The sequence below is a fragment of the Nostoc sp. CHAB 5715 genome (genome assembly GCF_020829685.1).
Lineage (GTDB): Bacteria > Cyanobacteriota > Cyanobacteriia > Cyanobacteriales > Nostocaceae > Nostoc.
Genome location: NZ_JAIVFR010000005.1, coordinates 1 through 23,974 on the forward strand (window position 1 = coordinate 1; position 23,974 = coordinate 23,974).

General features: G+C 41.7%; 21 protein-coding genes. 10 read left to right on the top strand and 11 right to left on the bottom strand.

Annotated features, from left to right (window positions below; translation table 11 throughout):
* Window positions 1–1,072 (bottom strand): NACHT domain-containing NTPase (locus LC574_RS00595; protein ID WP_229451014.1); only part of this gene is annotated, 1,072 nt, incomplete at its 3' end.
* 785 nt (window positions 1,073–1,857) lie between these two features.
* Here LC574_RS00595 and LC574_RS00600 point away from each other — a divergent pair.
* Complete coding sequence (locus LC574_RS00600; protein WP_229451034.1) at window positions 1,858–2,136, top strand: hypothetical protein; 279 nt, start codon at window positions 1,858–1,860, stop codon at window positions 2,134–2,136.
* Between the two features lie 1,371 nt (window positions 2,137–3,507).
* Here LC574_RS00600 and LC574_RS00605 read toward each other — a convergent pair.
* The 3 genes from LC574_RS00605 to LC574_RS00615 all read right to left on the bottom strand — a co-directional run bounded on the left by LC574_RS00605 (window position 3,508) and on the right by LC574_RS00615 (window position 8,799).
* Entirely contained in the window at window positions 3,508–5,271 is a 1,764-nt protein-coding gene (locus LC574_RS00605; RefSeq protein WP_229451015.1) for a tetratricopeptide repeat protein, read from the bottom strand.
* On the bottom strand, window positions 5,261–6,553 hold the full coding sequence (locus LC574_RS00610; protein WP_229451016.1) for an ATP-binding protein: 1,293 nt from the start codon (window positions 6,551–6,553) through the stop codon (window positions 5,261–5,263). The genes LC574_RS00605 and LC574_RS00610 overlap by 11 nt, the downstream gene beginning before the upstream one ends.
* Before the next feature lie 758 nt (window positions 6,554–7,311).
* Window positions 7,312–8,799 carry a multicopper oxidase family protein gene (locus tag LC574_RS00615; protein WP_229451017.1) on the bottom strand — a complete coding sequence of 496 codons (1,488 nt, stop codon included), beginning with the start codon at window positions 8,797–8,799 and terminating at the stop codon, window positions 7,312–7,314.
* A gap of 27 nt (window positions 8,800–8,826) precedes the next feature.
* On the opposite strand from LC574_RS00615, the gene LC574_RS00620 reads away from it, so the two are divergent.
* Window positions 8,827–9,468: a TetR/AcrR family transcriptional regulator gene (locus LC574_RS00620; protein ID WP_229451018.1), complete on the top strand. Its 642-nt coding sequence runs from the start codon at window positions 8,827–8,829 to the stop codon at window positions 9,466–9,468.
* A 366-nt stretch (window positions 9,469–9,834) separates the two neighbouring features.
* Here the strand turns inward: LC574_RS00620 and LC574_RS00625 are convergent, their stop codons facing one another.
* Window positions 9,835–10,584 carry an SDR family NAD(P)-dependent oxidoreductase gene (locus LC574_RS00625; RefSeq protein ID WP_229451019.1) on the bottom strand — a complete coding sequence of 250 codons (750 nt, stop codon included), beginning with the start codon at window positions 10,582–10,584 and terminating at the stop codon, window positions 9,835–9,837.
* Between the two features lie 537 nt (window positions 10,585–11,121).
* On the opposite strand from LC574_RS00625, the gene LC574_RS00630 reads away from it, so the two are divergent.
* The 3 genes from LC574_RS00630 (at window position 11,122) to LC574_RS00640 (ending at window position 14,061) form a co-directional block, all read left to right on the top strand.
* Window positions 11,122–12,264, top strand: coding sequence for an alpha-D-ribose 1-methylphosphonate 5-triphosphate diphosphatase (locus LC574_RS00630; RefSeq protein ID WP_229451020.1), 1,143 nt, complete (start codon window positions 11,122–11,124; stop codon window positions 12,262–12,264).
* Between the two features lie 412 nt (window positions 12,265–12,676).
* A complete protein-coding gene (locus LC574_RS00635; RefSeq protein WP_229451021.1) occupies window positions 12,677–13,426 on the top strand; it encodes a GntR family transcriptional regulator in 750 nt (249 codons plus the stop codon).
* A gap of 11 nt (window positions 13,427–13,437) precedes the next feature.
* The gene (locus LC574_RS00640) at window positions 13,438–14,061 is read left to right on the top strand and encodes a hypothetical protein (RefSeq protein ID WP_229451022.1); all 624 of its coding nucleotides are present in this window, start codon (window positions 13,438–13,440) and stop codon (window positions 14,059–14,061) included.
* 186 nt (window positions 14,062–14,247) lie between these two features.
* Here the strand turns inward: LC574_RS00640 and LC574_RS00645 are convergent, their stop codons facing one another.
* The 5 genes from LC574_RS00645 to LC574_RS00665 form a co-directional block, all read right to left on the bottom strand.
* Window positions 14,248–14,685: an ATP-binding protein gene (locus tag LC574_RS00645; protein WP_229451023.1), complete on the bottom strand. Its 438-nt coding sequence runs from the start codon at window positions 14,683–14,685 to the stop codon at window positions 14,248–14,250.
* Window positions 14,686–15,110: 425 nt separating this feature from the next.
* On the bottom strand, window positions 15,111–15,449 hold the full coding sequence (locus LC574_RS00650) for an anti-sigma factor antagonist (protein WP_229451024.1): 339 nt from the start codon (window positions 15,447–15,449) through the stop codon (window positions 15,111–15,113).
* Window positions 15,450–15,496: 47 nt separating this feature from the next.
* A complete protein-coding gene (locus LC574_RS00655; protein ID WP_229451025.1) occupies window positions 15,497–15,682 on the bottom strand; it encodes a hypothetical protein in 186 nt (61 codons plus the stop codon).
* Between the two features lie 12 nt (window positions 15,683–15,694).
* A complete protein-coding gene (glgX, locus tag LC574_RS00660; protein ID WP_229451026.1) occupies window positions 15,695–17,440 on the bottom strand; it encodes a glycogen debranching protein GlgX in 1,746 nt (581 codons plus the stop codon).
* 29 nt (window positions 17,441–17,469) lie between these two features.
* Complete coding sequence (locus tag LC574_RS00665; protein ID WP_229451027.1) at window positions 17,470–18,537, bottom strand: endonuclease/exonuclease/phosphatase family protein; 1,068 nt, start codon at window positions 18,535–18,537, stop codon at window positions 17,470–17,472.
* Window positions 18,538–18,846: 309 nt separating this feature from the next.
* On the opposite strand from LC574_RS00665, the gene LC574_RS00670 reads away from it, so the two are divergent.
* The 4 genes from LC574_RS00670 (at window position 18,847) to LC574_RS00685 (ending at window position 22,185) form a co-directional block, all read left to right on the top strand.
* Window positions 18,847–19,578 (top strand): 15,16-dihydrobiliverdin:ferredoxin oxidoreductase, encoded by a 732-nt coding sequence (locus LC574_RS00670; protein ID WP_229451028.1) that lies wholly within the window; start codon window positions 18,847–18,849, stop codon window positions 19,576–19,578.
* Window positions 19,579–19,661: 83 nt separating this feature from the next.
* The gene (locus LC574_RS00675) at window positions 19,662–20,411 is read left to right on the top strand and encodes a phycoerythrobilin:ferredoxin oxidoreductase (protein ID WP_229451029.1); all 750 of its coding nucleotides are present in this window, start codon (window positions 19,662–19,664) and stop codon (window positions 20,409–20,411) included.
* Window positions 20,412–20,960: 549 nt separating this feature from the next.
* On the top strand, window positions 20,961–21,239 hold the full coding sequence (locus LC574_RS00680; RefSeq protein WP_229451030.1) for a hypothetical protein: 279 nt from the start codon (window positions 20,961–20,963) through the stop codon (window positions 21,237–21,239).
* Window positions 21,240–21,273: 34 nt separating this feature from the next.
* Window positions 21,274–22,185 (top strand): HEAT repeat domain-containing protein, encoded by a 912-nt coding sequence (locus tag LC574_RS00685; RefSeq protein WP_229451031.1) that lies wholly within the window; start codon window positions 21,274–21,276, stop codon window positions 22,183–22,185.
* 99 nt (window positions 22,186–22,284) lie between these two features.
* Here LC574_RS00685 and LC574_RS00690 read toward each other — a convergent pair whose 3' ends face one another.
* A complete protein-coding gene (locus LC574_RS00690) occupies window positions 22,285–22,605 on the bottom strand; it encodes a hypothetical protein (RefSeq protein ID WP_229451032.1) in 321 nt (106 codons plus the stop codon).
* 826 nt (window positions 22,606–23,431) lie between these two features.
* Between LC574_RS00690 and LC574_RS00695 the strand changes: the two genes are divergently transcribed.
* Window positions 23,432–23,599, top strand: a complete 168-nt coding sequence (locus LC574_RS00695; protein ID WP_229451033.1) for an NblA/ycf18 family protein — start codon at window positions 23,432–23,434, stop codon at window positions 23,597–23,599.
* The last annotated feature ends 375 nt before the right edge of the window (window positions 23,600–23,974 follow it).

A 23,974-nucleotide genomic window follows, 5' to 3' on the forward strand; every position in this document is an offset into this window, starting at 1 on the left:
AGTAATTGAGAATGCTGTTATTTCCCTCTTTTTTGCGGCACTTATACCAGTCTTGAATAAATTTATTGCGTTGCTCACGAGTAAATGGCTGTACTTCTAATTCTAGGAAATTACCTTGCAGTGGTGCTTTTTTGTAACCCTCTGGGCGTGAAGTCAAAATAAAGGGAGTGTTAGGATATTCATCGATTTGTTTACTCACCCATTGGCTTACCTGTTGTCGTTGAGCATCATCAGCAATTTCATCTAATCCATCAAGCATAACCAAACACTTATTTTGACGAAGCCGTTTAGCAAACCAATTTTGACGTGGTTCTAGAGGTTGGCTAGATTGCAGTTTTTTAACAGCATTCTCAATTACTAATGCTAGAGGTGGCTGTGGTTCTTGGATAATATCTTGGTAGACATTTCGCAGTTGCAGTAAAACAGGAATTAGCTTCAGAACTTTTCGATGTAATCGGCGTTGTTTGCGTGTGGCATATAACAAAGTGATATGTCTGAGGAGTGTTGATTTTCCCGAACCAGGCGCACCCAAAATCACCAGACGTTGCTTGATATCCCCTGTCATCAGTACAAGAATGTCTCCAATTTCTTGCTGTTTGAGTGGATCAAATGCCTGTTTATTCTGAATAATATTTTGAGAAACGTTTTCGGCAGATGTCTGGGCAATTTTCAGAGGAACAAAAAGATTTTCCAGTTGCAACGTTCCTCGGTTGATTCCCCGAATTTCATACTCCCGACAGTCAAACTTTAGTCGTTCATAATATTTGCCTTCAAAGTCAGAGGTTACCTTTGCCCACAAATCCAAAAATCTTTTTTCAGCATTATTTAATATCCAGTCCAGCAATTTATCTATACGTGGAGCCAGCTTATTAGCAACCTGAATGAGTATCCACAGAGCTAACCCTCCTACCACGCAAAGTCCAGCTTCTTTCCATTGAGACTTGCGTGCGAAATCAAGTGCAACCCCAATCAAAGCCGCAGGTGTTCCTAAACTGACAAGCTTTGAATCTAGGATTTTCCAAAACCCTTCTAGCGTCAAGGGAGCGTTTTGGTCTTTCGAGTCTTCTGCCATTTTGGATTTGTAGACGAAAGTCTGTTGATAAGAGTGAGCGCCCCACGAGGGGGAAGTCAAAAGTCAAAAATATTAAACCTCCTCGCTACAAATGAAAGAAACACTTCATTAATCAAAAGCTCGATTTTATTATAAGGCTTTGGGCAAGTGTTTCTTGAGAGTATAAGCGATCGGGAGCATCCCACTTTTTTGCAACGTCATTGCGAACGAAACGAAGTGCAGTGAAGCAATCGCAAAATCTTGCACTAAGAACAAGTCTATGCGATTGCTTCGTCGTACCTCCTCGCAATGACAGTTATACTCTCGTTGAAAAATAAAAAATGGGATGTTCCCGTCGATTGCGACCCCCCGAACCCGAAGGGCTTGTCGTCAGACATCGCATTTGTTCTTAAACTCCAACGGCTGACGATCCGATTTCCGATAACGCAATTATATAGTGTAAACCTGGCTTGGGTAAAAGGCGATCGCTACTCAAATAAAAACTAAACAATTAAGAAATTTCTGATATTTAACACCACAGAAATAATTAATTTTACTCAAATTATGCATAATTTATTGCCGTTAAAACTTGAGAATCATTAATAAAAATTCTGCAAATAGCGCTTGACAAGTATAATTTTATACCTTAAAATAAAAATATGATAAAAGCGATCGCCCAATCCCACAAAGAAGACAGCGATCGCTCTTATCTAAACCCCAAGATCGATAAAGGCGATCGCCTCATCCCGCAAAGAAGTGTGCGATCGCCCTTATCTCAACCCCAAAATCGGAGTATGAATACAATAATGGCACAATTGAAAAATTCCGCCCAGTCAAAATTAGAACAATATCTGCCTGGCGACGATTCCAGTCCACCCATCGGCAATCAATTGCCTGAACGTTCATTTCGCAAGAGAGAACGCATAAAGCATCTACTCATTGGTTCTCCCAAAGCCGTTACCAGCACAATCCACTATTTACAGGTAATTGGCTACGCCAGTGCTGGCGACTGGAGTCCACTGCAACGAACCGATAACCCAGATGAGGTTATGAGCATTTTAATCCGTCAAATTCTCATGCAATAACCCAGATGTAGAGACGTTGCATTGCAACGTCTCTACATTCTTTAACTAGTAAGCAAAATCACGCTTTGACGCACATTACGCTTGTAATGAACAGCTTAACGTCAAAGCGGAAGTTGCTACAGACTGCGCGGAACACGGAAACGTCAAGGCGGAAGCTGCTACAGACTGCGCGGAACACGGAAACGTCAAAGCGGAAGCTGCTACAGGGTGCGCGGAACACGGAAACGTCAAAGCGGAAGCTGCTACAGCCAAGACAGAAGTTGCTACAGACTGCGCGGAACACTTAAACGTGAAGGCAGAAGTTACAAAAGCCTTGGCGGAAGTTGTTACAGACTGGACGGAACACGCAAACGTGAAGGCAGAAGTTAAGCTGGTTCAGTTCACTATCTGAATATATTTCAATATAGCGGTTCTCGAATGGAAGCAATACACTTTGACCTCTCTCCAAACCTCTCTCCTAAAAGGAGAGAGGCTTTGAATTTTACTCCCCTTCCCTTGTAGGGAAGGGGTTGGGGGTTAGGTCTGTATTGTACTCAACAGAGAAGCGCTATACGGTTCGGTTAGCTTGTTTATTAAGCGAAGATCGCCCCAACCCCCCGATAAATTGCAGGGCTATTTCATTCTCATCTAGCCCGCCTCAGAATAAATTCTAAGGCTAATAGCACTCATTCGTCTAAAGACGACTAAGAAAAGCTTTTATATCATGTCCGCATAATTAGTTATGATTCCCACAGTCATTGCACCCCACACGCCAGATGCTCCACTTGGGGAGACCCCAAGACCGCACTGGCTCCCCTTAATCCCCTCCCCGCAAGCTCTTAGGGGAGACAAAGCGTAGCTTTGGCTCTTTGGGGTTCTTCGGGTTTGATAAGTAATCAAGCGGACATGATATTAGTCCACTAAAGTGGACTTGGGCTATTAGCCTGTGAACTTTAGTTCTGGGCGGTTATGTCTAGAACGAAATAGCCCTGCTACCCAACTAAAAATCAAATGACTCTAGCGACTGTCTTACAGCAGTTTTCATGTATTTGAACCACATCTATCATAGGGGCACGAGCCAGCTCATAGGTGTCAACTTAACGTAAAAGCCATGTCCCGCAAGGAACTGAAGTTCCTTGCTAATAGCGAAAGTCATCTTTTGATGACTAAATAATCCGAAAAATCTTTAGTCTACTTCAGTAGACTTTAGCTATGAGCCCTGAAATTCATTTCTGGGCGGGCGTGTAAGCCAACAGATAAGCGATTTTTAACTTAAGTTGACACGTATGAGCATTGCTGTGCCCCTACCGCGTGGTCTATTTACCTGAAAATAGCTGTAAAACTCAATCCTTTTCTCTGCACCTGTGCGTCTCTGCGTGAGATTTTCTGACCTTAATTCTCCCGCATTGCTACGGCAAGTTTTTCTAAATTTTCCCGAACAGCCACACTACGAAAATGATTTACACCCCAGACTCGTTCACAAATATCTAAAGCTTGTAAATAAAGCGGTTCTGCTTCGCTGTAACGTCCAGTTTCACGATAAATTTCTGCCAGATTATTCAGACTTTCAGCAACATTGGGATGATTTTCTCCCAATAGGTGCTTATCAAGTTCTAAGGCTTTTATACATAAAGGTTCCGCTTCATTGTAACGCCCCTGTTCTCTGTACATATAACCAAGAGCATAGATAGTATCTGCTAAAAGCGGATGCGCCTTTTGCAATAGACGTTGCTTGAGTTCCAATGATTCCAAAAACAAAGATTCAGCTTGATCGTAGCGTCCTTGAGCGCGGTATATCAATCCTAAATTGTGCAAATCTGTTGCAACATCGGGATTTTCTTCTCCCAAAAATCGCTTATCTAGTTCTATTGCTTGTAGCGACAACGGTTCAGCTTCACTGTAACGTCCTTGATGATAATAAAGTAGCGCTAAATTATTCAGTATAAAAGCCAAAGAAAGACGATTTTCGCCAACCAAACGTTTTTCGAGTTCTAATGATTGCAGATACAGAGGTTCTGCTTCTTCATAACGTCCTTGTTCATCATATAGTAATGCCAAATTGTTGAGACTGGCGACAACATCGGCATGGTTTTCTCCTAACAGGTGTTTCCTCAGTTCCAAAGCTTCTTGATATAAAAGTTCCGCTTTAGTATATTGTCCAGTAGATTTGTAGAGTCCCGCCAAATTATTCAGGCTAGTAGCAAAAGAAGGATGGTTCTCTCCTAGTAGGCATTTCCTCAATTCTAAAGCTTGTTGATATAATGGTTCGGCTTCGCTGTAGTTTCCTGTTGCACGATATATTCCTGCTAAATTGTCGAGGCTAGTAGCTAAATCTATCTGCAAACCTGATTCATTTTGTAGCTCAATTGCCTTACGCCAATACTTTATTGCTAGTTCTTGTTCTTCTTGATAATTCTGAGACTCACCCCGCTCTAATCTGCTGCGGTAAATATCACCTAATCTTGAGTATAAAGTAGCCAAACTGCGGTTTTTAGTTCCCTGTTCCTGTTCTACTTTCTCGATTAACCCTTGTAAATCTTGAATGGGCAAGAAAAAGGAGTTATCTTCATTAGTATCTGTGCTGGCTAATTCTGTGTCTCTAAAAACAAAACGTATATGCTCTAGTTCTTTACCAGGAATAGCATTCGTCTTTTTAGATTCAAACCGAAATACACCATTGCGCCAACTCCAAAAGTCAGGGGCTTTTTTAATCAAGTTGACTAATATTTGGTTAGTTACCCAAAGCACGATCGCAAACGGAAATTCGCGCAATCCTTCCCTTGTCCACTGTAAGTAACCAAAAAATTTCTCCTGTTCCGATTGCTCATTTCCCAATCTGAGAAAATAAAGTTGTTCAGCACCCGTCACAGTAATCACCGCCGGGTTTTGCTGACGAAGATATTCTTCTTGTTGTACCAGTTGGTTAAGAGCAGCTTTTAGGCTTGGTTCCTGACGTGCTAAAGTCACTCGATATGCACGGAAGGTGGGTTGTAGTTCGGCTTCATACTGGGCAATAATCTGATCACGAAAGCTAGCATCATCGCAAACTGCAATCAGTAGATTTAATCCCCACTTTTGAGCTTCAATAGAAACAATTAAATCATCATACGCATCTTGATTTTCTCCTTCATCATCTAAGAATTCTTCACTTAACATTAATTGCTCCCTGTCTTTTCAAGCTTTCGATAATAATTGGATGAACATCATACCAAGTTTCATCAGTGCGATATTCTAGAACATACAGCCCGTGTAGCAAATCCAAAAACTCTGCTTGTTTGGGGTCATTGGGCATAAATTGTTCATAAACACTCTGCAAAATATCTATATCAACCTTTCCTAAACGGATAGAAAAATCATTGCGAATTTTATTGATTGCTTGCAGGAGAATTTTATCATCAATGATAACTTCGGCTGTGGGATTTCGCCGGATCATTCGCAAACATATACGGCAACATTCCTTAGAAATCCGAATTAACTCTCGCAATACGCCACCACTGTAAATCACAATTTTTTCAGCAGTTTCTGCCGTGATTAATTCACTGGAAATTCGCTTTTGTAAAACTTCACCGAGAATCTTTGTTGCTTCCGGGCGAGGTTGGGCATTAGGGAAGCGATTTTTACCTTTATCAAAAATTTTTAACACAGGCATTGCCACAACCTGATCGTTGGTTTCAGTGGCAATTATTGTGCTGATAAATGTTTCCCGAAGGACTGCGATCGGGATAGTATAAATAATTTGAAAGTTAGGTTGACAAAGAGCTTTGATGTTATCTCGATAAATTTCATTAACTCTGCCTAAGTCAAGTTTATCTAAATCATCAATAATTACTAAAACGTTTTGTTTAGTTGCAGCTTGAATTAAAGCAGCAATTTCATTAATTCTGGCAACTAAATCTGATAACTTGCGTTCAAACTCTTGCTTAATTTCATCCCGAACGCTAGCATCAGCTTTTAATTTAGAGCTAATCAATTTTAAGAGGTCAAAACCTATACTACCTTCTACTTGCAAATTTGATTCTTCAGTGCGAGTGCGGGTAGCAAACCACTTATAAAGAGCTTCTTTAGTGGATTGCGGAATATCAACTTTGCGTGATTCTGCCTCTGTCATTAAATTAACTGCGATCGCAAACAGTATATTAATATGATTAACCGCCGACATTTCAATTTTATCGGCAATAGAAAACAGAACTACAAAATATTTATCTTGAATTTGTCGGCTAAACTCAGCTAACAAAGTAGACTTACCACATCCCCGATGTCCTGTAAAGACAATTTTGCCATCTCCATTAGGACTATCTTCCACTAATTGGTTCAGGTCTGCAATCAAATCATCACCATATTCGACTCTAAATCTTTCCATTTCGTTCCGTTCCATCAACGGAAACAGTTCCAGATTGCTGTATGCTTCTTGAAAGGAGTTTAATAAGTCTTCAGACATAGAGAGTGCCGTAAACGTGCTAACTATTCATATAATGGCTCATGATTTTTGAAGCACAAGTTCAGGCAATGTCTAGGATAGAGTATGCTTACATAACTTTTCAAATTCCGTTAATAAATAACTACTACGTGAGTGGTATGTTATGTCTTAAAAAAAGATGTCTTAATACCTAAATTTCAACCGATCAATAAGTAACAGAGGTCAATAATCAATAAGACTGAATGATAGATTATACATTCGATAATTTAGACTGAATGATAGATTATACAGATAAAATAGTGAAAGCTACTTAACACAGAAATAAAATAAAATTTTCAGTTATAAAAATAAATTTTTAGCGTGCTTCGTCTCATCCTTCTTTAGCCGATGCGATGGTAGCTGTTGTTACTATTGGTTTACTAGATGGGTATCCAGAGCTATTTCGTTCTATACATAAACCGCCCAGAACTAAAGTTCCTCTCTTTCTCTTATAGCCCAAGTCCACGCTTAGAGGACTAAAAGCCTTTCTAGTCGTCTTTAGACGACTTTTGCTATTAGCCTCAGAATTTATTCTGAGGCGGGCTAGATGAGAATGAAATAGCCCTAGATTCTCATATCGTTTAACTTTAAGATTGATACAAATACCTTGGTAGAGGCGCACAGCTTCACGTTTTGTGACGGGGATTTAGACCTTATCACAAAACGTAATTGCGAATTGCGGTACTAGTTGCAACCCCACGGATAAATCTGTGGGGTTGTTCTGTTGAGCTAATTAAGCGTTATTCAATTATTTGAACGACTTTCATCATTCCTTGGTCTTCGTGGTCTAGGATATGGCAATGAAGGACGAATTTGCCAGGAAATAAATCGTAACGGCTCTTAATGATTTCATCTTTACCCTTTCTCACTAAGAGTGTATCCCGCCAAATTACCTCGTCGTTTCCATTAGGATCTTTTCGGGTGTACTGGAAGGGATTAACGTGAATATGGAAAGGGTGATTAGCTGACGCTGACTTAAGAACCCACTCATCAGCTTTTTTAAGTTGCAAAGTGATGGGGTTGGGGTCATTGATATCAAATGGTGTACTATTGATCATAAACTTAGGGAATTGAATATCGAACAGGACTTCTTGGCGTCCATCTATTCTGGTAATGTCTGGTGGTGCATCTTTCTGTTTTGCCTCAAATAATTTTGCCAAGAATTTATCTTTATTTTTATCCTTTTCCTTTCTTGGCAATTCTGGGTTGGTGTCATCATTTAGTGGCACAGCATCACCTTCTACTATCACCTTTGCAAGTATTTCTTCATCTTCCGCAACGCCTAGTAGTGATTTTTTTGGCGGTGTAGCAATGTCTACAAGTTCGTACTCTTGAACTAACGGATTTTTAGGACTAGGAAATTGAACTAGCACATCGCTACGATAGCCAGGTTCAAGTTCGAGGGTTGACCAAGAGTCAATTGTGCCGAGCGCAATTCCATCTATAGCAATTTCATGAAATTTAGGTTGGGTTCTAATTCTTTTAGATATAGATACAGGTCTTAGTGACAGATTCAAGGCATCACGAACACCAGCATGGATAAACCGCCAACGTTGCATTTCTCCGGGCTTTATTCTGAGTGTTGGGTAAATTTGACCATTGATAGTGGTTTGACGACCTGATAAAGACCACGCAGATTGATTCAAGTCTGTTCCGAAACCGTTGTAACTTTCATCTATTTCGCCTTTGGTATCGTAAGTTATCTGCTGAAATACAAATATCTGATCTTTGGCGTTCTTGATTGCAGGTATTTCATCCAGTCCACCACCTTCAACAATTATGGCTCCAACCATTCCACTAGACACTTGTAAAGCAGTTGAACCATGTTTGTGCGGATGATACCAAAATGTACCCGATGGATGATTCAGAGGTAATTTAACACCAATATTGTAGTTCGGGTCTGGGTCTATCTCCTTTTCCTTTGGCGGCATTTCCTTCAGCACATTATCAGAATTGCCTGTCGATAAAACATGAAGTCCGTGAGTGTGTATGTTAGTCGTGTTGAAGCCGTGGGGCTTATTCATGCTTATTTCTTGTTCCGGTTTTGGTTCTGGTGGTAGGGCGTTAATCAGGTTGATAGTGATGAGGTCATTTGGCTTAACACGCAGTGTCGGCCCTACTATAGGACTAATATTTGATTTCTGAAAAAGCTCGGTACAGATCGAAAAGCCTAATTCCCTACTCCCTACTCCCCACTCCCCACTCCCCGCCCACGTAGATAATTTCAAAAATCAAATACGATTCCTATAGCATAAATGAATAAAACCATCCGGTCATCAACTCTCACCCGTACACGTTTGATAGAAGCCGCCTCGCAGGTATTTGCCAGTTTAGGTGTTCAAGGAGCAACAACCCGTGAAATAGCTCGTGTTGCTGGTGTGAATGAGGTGACTTTATTTCGCCACTTTGCTAGCAAAGAACAACTTTTGGGAGCAGTCATCAAAAACGCCTTGGCACTCCAAATAGAAGCCCTTGCACACCCCCAAGGGTGGACGCAGGATCTAAAAATTGATTTAATACAGTATGCCCATCTTTACAATACTATGCTAGAGGCACAGGAAGACTTAATTCGTACCTTCATTGGAGAAGCCAAACGTCATCCTGAGGCAGCGAAACAAGTGATTCAAGAAGCTGCCAAGCCTTTAGGGGAAAAACTGGTAGCTTACCTGCAATCGAGTCAGAGACGAGGCACTGTCAGAGCAGACCTTGATATATTTCCAGCAGTTGATATGTTTAAAGGAATGTTATTAGCTGGAATGCTGTGCCGTAGTGCAAATTGCAATCAAGGCAGCTATAGCTGTGAGGATTATATCGAAACCTGCGTAGAGATTTTTGTGTGCGGTATTAGTACCACTGGTCTTAATGATAAGTCTTTAACCGGACACGATATTATTTAGTAGACATCTCTAGAAATTAAATATGCGTTATCTATAGCGGTTCTCAGTTGTATGCAATATACTCTGACCTCACTTCCATTCCTCTCTTCCTTTTAGGAGAGAGGCTTTGAATCATACTCCCCAACGCTAGCTCTTAAGGGGCTGGGGGTTAGGTCTGTATTTAACTCAACCCAGAAGCGCTATATAGCAATCCTAAATCATTCGTGAGAATTTGAGATAGTTATAACTCCCCTGTAGTCCCCCGATGCTTTGGGGGGACGGCGTTAGCCGGGGGGTGAATTTTTTTACAACTCCTGCAAGGATCGCTATAGAACCCTTGTCTTGACGTAGCAATGCTACGTCTCTACATTCTTTTCACTCCTATGTCTAGTGTTCTTGTCCCGTTGGTCGAATGAGGATTTCGTTGACATTAACGCGCGGTGGTTGGGTAACAGCGTAAACGATCGCAGCAGCAATGTCTTCGCTTTGCAGAGGTGTAATTGCCTTGCGTCGTTCTTCGATCCGTTGTTTGGCAACGGGATCAGTAATTTGGCTGTCAATTTCCGTATCCACCAAACCTGGTTCGATGATGGTGACGCGGATGTTGTCTTTGTGGACTTCTTGGCGCAATGCTTCCGAGAGGGCATTGACACCCCATTTGGTAGCATTATAAACACCGACGCCCGCCCGCGCTGTCCGACCAGCCACTGAGGAGATATTGACTATATGCCCCGATTTTTGCGCCTTCAAAAGAGGCAAAACAGCATGAGTAGCATATAGCAGTCCTAGTACGTTGAGGTCAAACGATCGCCGCCAGTCTGAGCTATTCCCAGCTTCAATGGTTCCTAGTAAGGCAATCCCTGCATTATTCACAAGGATATCAACCCTTCCCAATTCTGCATTTGCCTTTGCCACCAAGTTATTTACCTGGGTTTCGTCAGTTACATCAGTGACAATGGGCAATGCCTTGCCACCACTAGCTTCGATACGTTGTGTCAATGCCTGAATGCGATCGCCACGCCTAGCAGCAAGAACTACTGTTGCTCCAACTGAAGCCAAAGCGATCGCAGTTGCTTCTCCAATTCCTGCTGAAGCCCCAGTGATAATTGCTACTTTTTCCTCTAATTTCCCTGTCATACGAGTTTATCAGCCTTTCGCCAGGTTTCAATTATTTTCCCGTCAACAATCCAATGAATGAACATAGCCGTGAACCTTTGCTCTCGGCTATAACTAGGTATTCCAAGGAACTTTCCTGCATCCATTATATGAGCATGAATAAAATTCAAATAACTCTTTGCTAAATATAGCTTTATTGGCGATGGATTAAATTAGCAATTGATATAGAATTTTTATTCACTATATTTGCTAAATTAGTATATATAGCCATTTTCAATCCAGTGAGGTACAGCTAGGCAAATAGACCTAACCCCCTAACCCCCAACTCGTCGCGGGAAGGGGGAAAATTTCAAAGCCTCTTTCCTAAAAGGAAGAGAGGAATGGAAGTGAGGTACAATTTTGACCTCACTGGGTCGAGAACCGCTATAATATGCCTAAAATTACTGTTTGCGTTCCTACTTTTAATCGTGTTCATCTCCTTCCTTGTGCCATTGCAGTAGATATGTTGTTGGTGATTTCGTTAAATGTTTTGAAAAATTTAAAGAGTTAGTAAATGCTATGAGGACTTATTTAACAAATGTGCGGATTGTTTTATCAGATGAGGTACTAGATGATGCTTCACTGCTTATAGAAGATGACGCGATCGCTGCTATTAATCCAGTAGCTACCTGTGGTGCTGAAGTCATTGATTTAAATGGTAAAATTCTGATACCAGGGATAATTGATTTACACTGCGATGCCATTGAAAAAGAAATAGAACCGCGTCCTGGTGCTTTATTCCCGATGAATTTTGCTGTAGCACAAATCGATAAACGCAATGCAATGGCAGGGATTACGACTCCCTTTCATGCAATTTCTTTTGCTCATGAGGAGTTAGGCGTTCGGAATAATGATATTGCGTCTCAAGTTGTGCAGTCAATTCATGCTTACCAGCCCTATGCACTAGTCGATAATCACGTTCATTGTCGCTATGAAATTACCGATCCTACTGGCTTACCAATACTTCTAGATTTGCTAGCTGAAAAATATATTCATTTAGTTTCTTTGATGGATCATACACCGGGACAAGGACAATTTAAGGATTTACAAGCTTATCAGAATTATATTTCTCGAACTTACAAGAAAAGCGCTGCGGAAGCGGAGGCAATGGCAAATAATAAAGTTCAAAATGCTGAAGGTGCAAAATCACGGATTGAGACTTTAATTTCTAAAGCTTTGCACCAAAATGTTTCAGTTGCTAGTCATGATGATGATACCCCAGAACGAGTACAAACTATAGCAAATATGGGAGTGCAATTGAGTGAATTTCCCATCAATTTAGAGACTGCAAAAGCTGCTAAAGCTGCTGGAATGTTCACAATTTTTGGCGCACCTAATATTCTGCGAGGTCAAAGTCAAAGTGGCTCAATCAAAGCGATTGAGGCAGTTCATCATCAAGTTGCAAGTTGTTTATGTTCTGATTATGCTCCTGGAACTTTACTTGCTGCTGTATTCCGGCTTTTAGAGATTTCCGAGTTAAATTTACCGCAAGCGATCGCTTTAGTTACTCATAACCCTGCTCAAGCTTTAAAGTTAAGCGATCGCGGAGAAATTGCAGTAGCTAAACGAGCTGATTTATTAGCAGTAGAAGTTGTGAATGGATTGCCTCAAGTAACAATAACCTGGGTAGCCGGAAAAATAGTTTATCACTGTGGTTTTTAGTGATAATTATTTTACAGAAATAGTTTTTAGCGATGTGAGACTAAGCTGAATTCTGACTAATTCGGCTTAGTGTCATAGGTTATTCAGTACATAATATGCTAGTTTGCTTTATTACTAGCTTTAATTTAATTCTTTTATTCTCATAAAACAAAAAGTATAAATAACCAGATAAATTCAGAAACTGATTTTTACTAATTAGTGATAAGCAAAATTAATACTATCAAGCTTTAATTATTAATAAAATGTTTGCGTTATATCCATAAAGCATTCTTTTACTAACAGTTAAAACTTTCCAGAAGAACTTGAACTACATATTATCAATAGTAATTCAAGTTTCTCAGCTAATTGTACTATTTTCTAAATATTTTTTCAAACCTTCTTATTCAGATTAATAATCTGAATTTCAATTTTTATGAACCAACAATGTCAAGACTGCTCTATCTATAATCAAATTGCCCAAAAGTTAATTGCAGATATCCAGGCTGGGGTTTATGGGCCGGGCGATCGCTTACCTTCAGAGAATCAATTAGCTACGCAATACAAGGTTCATCGACTTACTGCCCGTCAGGCAATTACAGCTTTAGTTGAGATGGATTTGGTCTGCCGACAGCAAGGACGTGGAACTTTTGTTAAGAAAAAAAAGATTGATTATTCTCTCAACTCCAAAACTAGCTTTACTGAAAGTTTGTTCAATTTGGGCTATCTTCCTTGCATCCGAATTCTGAGTAGCAAAATAATTACTGCAAGCCCTCAATTTTCTAATTTATTGGAAACAAATGTAGGGACTTCTATACTCAAAATTAAATTTCTTCGGGCAGCGACGCCAGCAATGACAGGTACTACTATACCTGATATGGAACCTTTATGTATCAGTACTTCCTATCTAATTTCAGAAAGATTTCCTGACTTAGAAGTGCTGATTTATAGAGCCACCTCCTTATATAGTTTGCTACAAAACTATTATGGAATTCAGCCGCGTCGCGCTCATATCCAGATTGAAACTGAACTAGCTTCTAAAGAAGAGGCAAAGCTTCTAAAAATTGCCCCCAGCCTGCCTTTGCTAGTTACTAAAAGCCAAGTTCGCGATCAGCATGACTACTTGTTTGAGTATACAATTAGTCGTTTTAGAGGCGAACGCTTTTCCTTAGAAGTCTCTTGTTGATAGGTGAAACTATGAAAGTTGGTGTTGCAATGGTTCCAAGCGCCCAGGTGAATCAGTATCTTGTGGAGTTGCAGAAAGAAGTAATGTCTTTTTGCTCACTTCGCCCTTTATTGGGAACTGAATTTAATCTACCACACATTACACTTCTTCAAGGTCGATTTAAAAATAACTTCAATTGGCTTAACTTGATTTCTGATCTGCGTGATTATTGCACACAGCAAAAATACTCTTTAGAGTTTAAGTTGTCTGAATTAGAATATCAGCCACCTGGCTGGTATTTTTTGACCTTAAGCCCAAATATCATGTTTTGTGAGGCTCACAGATTTGTTTTTGAGCAGCTCAAAGATTCGATGTATCTGACACAAGAAGATAGACAAAAAGACACTACTAACTACAGTAATTTAGAGAAAGAAAATTATTGTAAATATGGATATAGATATATTGGAGATGTATTTCATCCTCATATTACTTTGGGCAGAAGTATCGATAAGTCTCGAATTCAAGACGAAGCAGATATGATAAATACTGTTAAAGTATTTACTTCAAATATTGTAGGTACAATCCAAAAGATTACCATTTATGAAATGGGCGAGAATGGAAGCCATGCCAATACGTTATATTATGTCAACATCTGAATACAGACACCTGCTCCTCATCTGTCAAACATTCAATTTGTATACGACTTTCATATCTAACCAATAACAGCTTCGGTGATCCTATAGGACTAATATTTGATTTCTGAAAAAGCTCGGTACAACTCGAAAAGCCTAATTCCTTATTCCCTACTCCCTACTCCCCACTCCCCGCCTACGTAAATAATTTCAAAAATCAAATACGATTCCTATAGTTCTATTCACAATAAAAATGTTGCGATTCCGGTTACCAACCCGTTCATAGATGAACTTATCAACGCCATGAATAGCCAGATACACTCCCAACCCACCTATATGTCGCTGTTCCAATGGCTGATTTAGGTCATTCGGGATTTCTGTTTGGCTAGAGTCATAAGGGACACCAGTATCTTCCATTGAGATTGTTAGGGTTTGTTCGTTGAATTCGGCTTGCAAATCTAATACTCCTGAGTGACCTGCTTCTTGATAGCCGTAAACGATGATATTAGTGGCGATTTCGTCCACCGCCAAACGCAATTTATAGGAGGCTTTTTTATTTAAGCCAGCCGCCGCCGCCGCCGCCATCACATAGTCGGCGATCGCTTTTAAAGAATCCAAAGAATCTGATACAGTTAATAGTTCCATCATTATTAACCATGAGTCGTTATTTATAGTAGTTTTCAAATGAATAGACTTATTTTTTATTTCATGCTCCAGACACAGAGAGTAAGAGTTTGCAATAGCAGTTTTGATTTATTTAGACCACATTATAGCAGTCCTATTTGATTCGTGAAAAATATAGACAAGGAAACGAACCGCCTTCTGGTGCGTCGGCTTCCGCCAACGCGTAGCGTCTCGTAGAGAAGAACGCATTCGCGCAGCGTCTCGTTAGAGAAGGACGCAAAGGGAAGAAAGAAGAAAGGGATATATAATTTTCACAAATGATTTAGGATTGCTATATGAAGGCCTTGTTCTTGCTCTCTCTGCGTCCTTTGCGTCTGGAGGGTGAAACTAATTCACATTTCTATTCAACAACGCCAAAAAATCAAAGTATTTTTGAGATTTTGACTTTCCTAAACATGTTCTATTTCAGGTTCGTTATACTCACTGAGCATTACTACACTATAGTGGAAGCCGGTATTCTCAATAGTATCTTTAACCATTTCTTGAGCGCCTACTATATAAATGTCAACCTTGTTTCCGATTTTTTGTTTAGCAAAAATTAGCACCCTTAAACCCGCACTGGACATATACTCCAAGTTTTGCACTAGCAAAACCAAACGTTTGACATTTTGCCTTGCTGCTTCCTCTACCTTCTCCTTAAATACTGGTGCTGTAGACGCATCCAGTTCTCCAGATAAAGTGATTTTAGCGACATCGTTACTTGTTTCTAGAATTGCGTTGAAAGCCATAATTTTCTCCTTTAAATTTGTAATTAGCTTTTGATTCGTGAGCAATTTCATTTGCCCACAAGAATGACTACAGAGCGATCGCCTACAATTAATCCAGATTGATTTTCTAGTATCGGTTCTGTCCCAGGCTGCCAAATATCTTTTGGTGGAATAACGCCTGTGTTGGCAAACACATACCATCTCATCCCATCTCGCAAGCCAGGAATTTCAAACCAATGCGCTCGATGATGCATATTCATCGCTACCTAAATGTAGTTGTCTTGAACCGTCCCTTCCTTGGCATGTTTCCCACAGAGCATAAAAGCCAAGGTACGACTGTAAGGTGACCAGTCAGCATTCCAAGCTTGGGTGCCATGCCAGGTAATATCTGCATAGCCGCTGCCAACATAATCTACATTGCGAAAATGGTATTGATTTCTCAGAACCGGGTGAGCATTGCGGAAAGCAATGCAGTGTTTGAAAAATCGAAATAAGTTGGTATTTAATTCCAACAGATTCCAGTCCAACCAGTTCAGCTCATTGTCGTGGCAATAAGTATTGTTGTTGCCGCACTGAGAGCGCCCCATCTCATCGCCCATGAGAATCATCGGCACACCTTGACTTACCATTAGCATAGCGATCGCATTTTTCATCTGCCGTTGGCGTAAGGTCAGAATTCCCTGATCCTCAGTCCATCCTTCTGCACCACAATTCCAACTGTCGTTATCGTTACACCCATCATTGTTGTCTTCACCGTTAACTTCGTTATGCTTCTCGTTATAAGAAACCAAATCCGTTAAGGTAAAACCGTCGTGGGCTGTAACAAAATTAATTGATGTGGCAGGGCCACGACCTGCCCCAGCATAGAGGTCTGGCGAACCTTGTAGCCGTTGTGCCATGTCTCCGACTCGCCCCGAATCTCCCTTGAGGAATTTCCGAATTCCGTCACGATATTTGCCATTCCACTCCGCCCACCGACCAAAGGCGGGGAAGGAGCCAACTTGGTAGAGTCCGCCTGCATCCCAAGCCTCGGCAATTAGTTTGCACTTAGCTAAAATTGGGTCAAATGCTAGCGATTCCAGTAATGGTGGGTTAGCCAGTGGCTTACCCCAAGGGTCACGTCCCAAAATCGAGGCCAGGTCAAAGCGGAAGCCATCGATGTGATATTCACTCGCCCAGTAGCGCAGGCAGTCAAGCACCATGCTGCGAACAATTGGGTTGTTGCAATTGAGCGTATTGCCAGTGCCACTGAAATTATAGTAATACCCATCCGGTGTAAGCATATAGTATGTTTTGTTGTCAATCCCCCGAAAAGAAATTGTCGGGCCACGCTCATTTCCTTCCGCCGTATGGTTGAAGACAACATCCAGAAACACCTCAATGCCGTTTCTATGCAGTGTTTTGACGAGGGCTTTCAGCTCATCAACCTGCATCCCAAACTTGCCGGTGGTCGCATAACCAGCCTTGGGGGCAAAAAAGCCCACAGTACTGTAGCCCCAGTAATTTAACAGTAATTCCTCACTTTCCGGTTTGGGGCGGCTGTTTTCAAATTCATCAAACTCATAAACAGGCATCAATTCGATACAGTTGACCCCCAACTCTTTGAGGTAAGGAATTTTTTCGCGGATACCAGCAAAAGTTCCCGGATGCTTCACCCCGGAGGAAATATGGCGGGTAAAGCCACGGACGTGCATCTCATAGATAATCTGATCCTCCGGTGGGATTTCCAGAGGTCGGTCATCTTCCCAGTCAAAGTCGTCGAACGCCAGACGGGCGCGATGCTGATAAATATCATCCCAGTTTGGGGGAGTTCCCCAAACATCCCGACCACCAATGATTTTGGCGTAAGGGTCTAGAAGGATTTTGCTGTTGTCAAACCAGTGACCTTCTTTAGGATTAAAAGGCCCATCCATCCGGTAGCCGTATTCGATATTTTCGTAGTCTAGATCGAATACAACCATACAAAAGACATTGCCAATGCGAAATTCATCGGGAAACGGAATTTCTACCATTGGTTCAGGAGCGCGCTTTTTGAAAAGTACTAATGTACAGGATTTGGTGTAACTGCTGGTTCAGGACTGCTAACTGGCGCTGATGGAATAGGAGTAGACTCACTAAGAGCTGAGAGAGTAAATCGAGCAATCACAGGGTCGTGATCGCTGGCTGACCTAGAAATACCTGCGTTAACATGAACAGCATTTATTTCAGGATTTCCATTATCAAGTAAGTTTGGGGTAATCAGGATCTGGTCAATTTGTTCTTTACTCCCTCGGAAGACATAAGAAAAGCGGTCTGCCGGTGGAATTTTATTTACCAAATTTTCTAGCTTATTTCCTTCAAGAACTTTTATCGGCTGGGAGTCTGGAGTATCATTCAGATCGCCAAGAACAACGATATTTGCATTTGGGTCAGTAGTTAAGCGATCTACAACAAATTCATTAACAATTGTTGCCTGCTTTATCCGTTTTGGGTTGGAAGCCGCTCCCCCGCTTTTAGAAGCAAAGTGATTGTTTATCAGGGTGATGGGAATATTGTTGAAAGTAAATTCACCCACTAAAGGTTTGCGACTTTCTAAAAAAGCCGGATCATCCGCAAAGCGTTCAAGTTTCTGTAGCTTAACTCGTTGAGGATTGAACAAAAAGCCTACCCGGATATTTCCACCTGGTTGGCCTCCATCCAGTCCATTCTCAGGAGGAATTTCTTGATACTCATAGGCTGGGCCTCCCGCAGATTGGATAGAACTGATCAGAGTCTCAGCAGTCAGACTAGCATCAACCACTGAACTCAACTCAGCTCCATCATTGTCTTGTATTTCTTGCAAAGCAATAATGTCTGGTGCTTCAAGATTAGTAACAATCTGGTTTGCCAAAGCTGTAAACTTACCGCTTTTCACATCATCATCGACGTTTCTGGTCGTATTTTCATCAACCTTAGAGACGTTTTCCTTTTTAGGATCAAGGTTTTCGACATTGAAGGTGGCAACCGTTAATTGCGTAGGACTTCCTACCAAAGATGTAACTTCTACACTATGAGCGATTCCTGAAGGAAGGCAGAATGCAAAAAAAACAATCAGACATAGTGTCTGCAAGACTTTTCGGATAGAACTCATGAACATTCTCCTTAATTGCAAATAGAGACTAGTAGTCTGGCAAGCGAAGTTTGAAGGGTATCCAAAAATTTGACAACACGAAAAAACCTTTCCCTACTCCCCACTCCCTACTCCCTACTCCCCACCCTCACAAGCGCATTGTTGACTTGCCAGACTACTAGTCCATAATTCTGGCGATCGCCATCAGTAGGCATTGCACCATCACCTAATACTAACGTTAAGGATCGTTACTTTGTTTAACATATTCGAGACGGCGTATCTGGGTATCCCGTATTCTCTGGGGTTAAAGCAAATTAGTCTAGAAATTTTATGTATAAGTGCTTCCTTGAGCATCTGGAACAATGGCTTTTGCAACGGTTTACATTAGAGAGTCGCCCAATTCCCCCAGGACTAGAGTATCAGGTGAGCGATCGCGGCAGAAATCCCGCCACAATTCAGAGTTGGTGCTATCAGTGCCCACAGTTGCGGAAAATTCGCTATACATACATTGATGCAGGCGCAAGTGCCCAGATTTTTAATAGTGTGATTTATCCCAGTCATCACTATGATTTGCCTTTACTCGGCATTGATTTTCTCTCTTTCGGTCAGGTGAAAAACCTGATTGTGATGGATTTCCAGCCTTTATTTCAAGATGAAGCTTACTTGAGAAAGTACATACATCCATTGCAGACATTGCATGATAAATATCCAGACTTGGCACAAGGCTTGGAAATGAAATTTTACGATGCTAATCAGTACTTCTCAAAATATCTATTATTTGCCAAAACCGATGCAGAAACAGTCAGAACGAGGGTCTTTGAGGCATTCAAAGACTATCTGAATTTGTACTGGCAGATGCTAGCCCAAGCTGAACCTCTGATCGACCGATCAGACATTCAACGGATTGTCAAAGCCCAAAAAGACTACGATCAATATAGTGCCGATCGCGATCCTGCATCTGGTTTATTCAGTAGCTACTTTGGACATCAATGGTCAGAGCGATTTTTGCATGAATTTTTGTTTGAGGATGCTGTGCCATTAGTAGCTAGTGCAGCCAAATAGTGATTTAAATCGACATCACTACAACAAAAATAGTTAATTTTGAATTTTGAATGCGTGAATTTTGAATTGGGAGCGAAGCGAAATTGACTCTCTATCAGCCATTTTTAGATTACGCGATCGCGCTTTTGCAGGAACGTTTGAATTTGCAGCCTTATGCAATTCCTCAAGGGTTTGAGTCGAAGCAAGCAACAGTGGGCAAAGGCAAACATCACCAAGAGGTCTTAACGACTAGCTATGCCTATCAAACTACCAAACTCCGGCAAATTCGAGCCGCCCATGTACAGGGGGGTAACTCACTTCAAGTATTAAATTTCGTTATTTTCCCCCATCTGAATTACGATTTGCCCTTCTTTGGCGCAGATTTAGTTACCTTGCCAGGAGGGCATTTAATTGCCCTCGATATGCAACCCCTATTTCGGGATGATTTGGGGTATCAGGCAAAGTATACCCAGCCTATCCTGGCAACTTTTCACGCCCATCAGCAGCATCTACCTTGGGGGGGCGACTTTCCCGAAGAAGCCCAGCCCTTTTTCTCACCCGCCTTTCTCTGGACGCGCCCCCAGCAAACTGAGGTAGTGGAAACCCATGTGTTTGCAGCGTTCATTGACTATCTACAAGCCTACCTGGATTTTGTTGACCAAGCGCAACCGATAACCGACTCCCAATATTTAGCAGACATTGAACAGGCTCAACTGCGTTATCTCCGCTATCGAGCAGAAAAAGACCCAGCACGGGGAATGTTCACCCGTTTTTACGGTGCTGAGTGGACAGAAGAATATATTCACGGGTTTTTATTCGATTTGGAAAGAAAGCTGGCATCAGCGATTAGATAAAGTCAGCCCCTTTGGGGAAGTCAAAAGTCACGTCGCTTCGCTCCGAATTCAAAATTCAAAACTTGTACTGAGCGTAGCCGAAGTATTCAAAATTCAATAAATCTTTCGTAGGGGCACAGCATTGCTCATACGTGTCAACTTAAGCTAAAAGTAGCTTAACTGTTAGCTTCCTCACCCGCCTCGAACTAAAGTTCAAGGCTCATAGCTAAAGTCTACTGAAGTAGACTAAAGATTTTTCAGATTATTTAGTCATCTTTAGATGACTTTCGCTATTAGCAAGGAACTTCAGTTCCTTGCGGGACATGGTTTTTACGTTAAGTTGACACCAATGAGCTGGCTCGTGCCCCTACAGCATGGTCTATTTACGATCGCAGGATAATTAAGAAAAGCCTGAAAACTTCCTATTTTAGGTAATGCACATCACGATGCATTTCTACAGTGCGTAAGTCCTAATTTAGTTGCTCTGTACCTTTTTATTTCTGGTCAAAGGTAGAACCAGGACGATCGAAAAGGTTTGTCTATTGGTAACTGAATCTGAGAAAATCGAACATGGGCATTTTAAATCTAGTTTTAGGAAACACAACGGATATGGCTGATACTACAGAACTCACCTCAAACGCTCAAGCCAGCCCTGAAGAACTGACAGAAGCGATCGCTCAATTAGAAGAATATCGGGAACGCCTGGTTAACGATACCCTGTCAATGGCGCAGCGTGCCAAAATTATGAAGGCACAAGCACTTGCTAGCCTGCAACCTCAGCTTGCCCAGTTAGATGCAACTATTGAGTCACTACGACAGCAGCTATCTACTCTGGCATCTGGTAACTAGATCATTTAACAATAAAGGTGATAGGGAATTTGTCATGAGTCAATCGCTCAACTCCAAAGCTCCAGCAGTGGATGATCCCATCCTGCGAGTGCAAGCTGAAAATGATGATCTGGTTCAGAGGGTAAATGAGCAGATTACGCTAGAAACCTTCGATTCTACAGATCAAAAAGTTCTTAAACAACTCGTGGAGGGTTTAGGAGATCCACGGGGAATGGTGCGACTGCGGTTTGCCGAAACCTTGGGTGAAATTGGTGAAGCAGCAACGCCATTTCTTGTAGAAGCACTAGCAAATCATTCCAATGTAGTTGTGCGCCGGGCTGCTGCCAAGACACTCACTATCATCTCTGACCCGCGTGCTGTGCCAAACTTGCTTCATGCTTTTCTGAATGATGAAGATACCGTAGTCAGAAGTTCAGCCGCCGGGGCGTTGGCCAGAACAGGAGAAGCATCTGTACCAGCGTTGTTGGGAATTTTAGCATCAGACGAGCATCCACAGGATATTAAAGGTCTTGCCGCATGGGCGTTGGCGTTTATTGGATCGGAAGCAGCAGACCATCTATACAAAGCATTGAACGCCGCCTCTTTGGATGTCCGATGTGCTGTCATCGGGGCTTTTGGTCATGTGGCGCAAGAACAGTCAGACGAAAAGTCCTGCAACCTTCTGGTTTCTGCTCTGACTGACAAGGAAGCGCTCATCCGCACTGAAGCAGCCGCAGCCTTGGGACAAGTAAATTATCCTCCCTCTGTGCCGCATTTAATTTTAGCAATTCAAGATGCTGATTTAGACGTGAGGAAAGCAGCAATTAATTCTCTCGGTAAAATTGGCGATCGCACCGCATTAAAATCATTACAGCCGCTACTTAATGACGAACAAGAGGTGGTGCGGGTTCTGGCTAAACTAGCGATCGCGCAAATTGAACGCCAGTCCGAAGCAAATGATTGGTAATGTTCCCGTTCCGCTGCTTGCGGATAATTGTAGCGACTGTTTTAAAAGTCAAGCTCACCCTTTGTTTGTGGAGATTTATGAAAGCGATGCCTACGGTGGTCAGTGAGCTTGTCCTGAGCGTAGCCGACTTGTACTGAGCGCAGTCGAAGTAAGGGCGCAGCCGAAGTGCGGGCTACGCCTACGCACTGTGTACTTGATCGCGGTGCGACAAAGTTTCAAGTACTCCAACACGATTTTGGAGTACCTCAACACAACTTCGGAGTACCTCAACACGACTTCGGAGTACCTCAACACGACTTTCAAGTACCTCAACACGACTTTCAAGTACCTCAACACGACTTTCAAGTACCTCAACACGACTTTCAAGTACCTCAACACGACTTTCAAGTACCTCAACACGACTTTCAAGTACTTCAACATGACTTCGAGGTATCTGTTGTTATATAGCAGTCCTAAATCATTCGTGAGAATTTGAGATCGTTTTAACAAAGTTTGGGGGTTTAAGTAAGAGTGTTCCAATAAATAAATGATCCAAAGTCTGTCATTGCGAGCGCAACGCAGTGGAGCGTTCGCTGAAAGCGTTCTCGAAGAGTAGCAATCACAAAGACTCAGAGATTGCTTCATTCCGCTTCGCTCCATTCGCAATGACAATTGGGCATTTTTTTACTTGGATTACTCTAAAGAGCCTAACGACGGCAGCACGTTTTGAAGGTACACCCCTCCCCAATACTGCGTAGGTTTTGAATATTCGTAGGTTGGGTTGAGCTTAAGCGTTACCCAACAAACCCCCCTCTTAGGTTGGGTTTCGTTCCTCAAGCGCCACTTGCTTCAAGTCGGGAAACCCGCCCAACACAGTGCATTGGTGTCAACTTAACGTGAAACCAAGCGTCCGCCGGGAATTTAAATTCCCGGCTCATAGCTGAAGTCCTCTGAAGAGGACTGAATTTTTAGTCCATTTTAATGGACTTGGGCTATTAGACCGCCGTTTTAACGGTGGGCGGACGAACAACACCCAACGAGTACGCTATTTCTGGCTTAAGTTGACACCAATGAACACAGTGGCTCCCCAACCTACACATTTTTATTTTTTATCCAAAACCTACGCAGTATTGCAATGAGTAGCATCATGTGGATTTATTCGTCGTTATCTAAAACTGTCCACTTGTCAAGCAGGTGTAACTTTTGTTAACCTTAATTTTAGGGAATATATAAAGCTAATGTTGCGAAACACCGGAGAGTAAAAACTATGGATATCCCGATGGAGCTTAACTTAGAGCAGAAATTCAACCTCAAACTTTACGAAGAGCAAATTAAGAGATTAAACCAGGAAGAATCTCAAAAATTGCTTCTAGAACTGCTGCGGCAGTTAATGGTCAAAGACAATATGATCAAGCATCTTCTCAAGCAGGCTTAACTAACTGGGGATGTTTGTTAATTTTCTAGAGTACAAGTAGAAACAAAAGGATGTGGAAAGGCTTCTCTAGATTAAACTGCAAGCCTACTCTATCCTCTGGCGGTATATATATTCAATTTCAACAACAACTGGCGTTAGTGTAGCTCCTGCGTAAGGAGGTTCACCCCCATAACGTTTATTACCAAAAGCTTGTCGGATTTACTCAGCACGAGCGCACTATTTTTTAGAACCAAGCATAAAAATGGGCATGATATCATGTCCGATAAATTACTTGTGATATGTCAAAAGCGAGTGGAACGAAGTGAAACGAAGCAATCACAACGTCTGGAGCGATTGCTTCACTCCGTTCGCAATTGACTTGTGTTTAACCGGACG

What these genes read in the sequence shown, in the direction of transcription:
- LC574_RS00600 (WP_229451034.1), top strand. Translation starts at nt 1,858, where the DNA reads ATGGCACAATTGAAAAATTCCGCCCAGTCAAAATTAGAACAATATCTG.
- LC574_RS00605 (WP_229451015.1), bottom strand. Translation starts at nt 5,271, where the DNA reads ATGTTAAGTGAAGAATTCTTAGATGATGAAGGAGAAAATCAAGATGCG.
- LC574_RS00610 (WP_229451016.1), bottom strand. Translation starts at nt 6,553, where the DNA reads ATGTCTGAAGACTTATTAAACTCCTTTCAAGAAGCATACAGCAATCTG.
- LC574_RS00620 (WP_229451018.1), top strand. Translation starts at nt 8,827, where the DNA reads ATGAATAAAACCATCCGGTCATCAACTCTCACCCGTACACGTTTGATA.
- LC574_RS00625 (WP_229451019.1), bottom strand. Translation starts at nt 10,584, where the DNA reads ATGACAGGGAAATTAGAGGAAAAAGTAGCAATTATCACTGGGGCTTCA.
- LC574_RS00630 (WP_229451020.1), top strand. Translation starts at nt 11,122, where the DNA reads ATGAGGACTTATTTAACAAATGTGCGGATTGTTTTATCAGATGAGGTA.
- LC574_RS00635 (WP_229451021.1), top strand. Translation starts at nt 12,677, where the DNA reads ATGAACCAACAATGTCAAGACTGCTCTATCTATAATCAAATTGCCCAA.
- LC574_RS00640 (WP_229451022.1), top strand. Translation starts at nt 13,438, where the DNA reads ATGAAAGTTGGTGTTGCAATGGTTCCAAGCGCCCAGGTGAATCAGTAT.
- LC574_RS00645 (WP_229451023.1), bottom strand. Translation starts at nt 14,685, where the DNA reads ATGATGGAACTATTAACTGTATCAGATTCTTTGGATTCTTTAAAAGCG.
- LC574_RS00650 (WP_229451024.1), bottom strand. Translation starts at nt 15,449, where the DNA reads ATGGCTTTCAACGCAATTCTAGAAACAAGTAACGATGTCGCTAAAATC.
- LC574_RS00655 (WP_229451025.1), bottom strand. Translation starts at nt 15,682, where the DNA reads ATGCATCATCGAGCGCATTGGTTTGAAATTCCTGGCTTGCGAGATGGG.
- glgX (WP_229451026.1), bottom strand. Translation starts at nt 17,440, where the DNA reads ATGGTAGAAATTCCGTTTCCCGATGAATTTCGCATTGGCAATGTCTTT.
- LC574_RS00665 (WP_229451027.1), bottom strand. Translation starts at nt 18,537, where the DNA reads ATGAGTTCTATCCGAAAAGTCTTGCAGACACTATGTCTGATTGTTTTT.
- LC574_RS00670 (WP_229451028.1), top strand. Translation starts at nt 18,847, where the DNA reads ATGTATAAGTGCTTCCTTGAGCATCTGGAACAATGGCTTTTGCAACGG.
- LC574_RS00680 (WP_229451030.1), top strand. Translation starts at nt 20,961, where the DNA reads ATGGGCATTTTAAATCTAGTTTTAGGAAACACAACGGATATGGCTGAT.
- LC574_RS00685 (WP_229451031.1), top strand. Translation starts at nt 21,274, where the DNA reads ATGAGTCAATCGCTCAACTCCAAAGCTCCAGCAGTGGATGATCCCATC.
- LC574_RS00690 (WP_229451032.1), bottom strand. Translation starts at nt 22,605, where the DNA reads ATGTTGAAGTACTTGAAAGTCGTGTTGAGGTACTTGAAAGTCGTGTTG.
- LC574_RS00695 (WP_229451033.1), top strand. Translation starts at nt 23,432, where the DNA reads ATGGATATCCCGATGGAGCTTAACTTAGAGCAGAAATTCAACCTCAAA.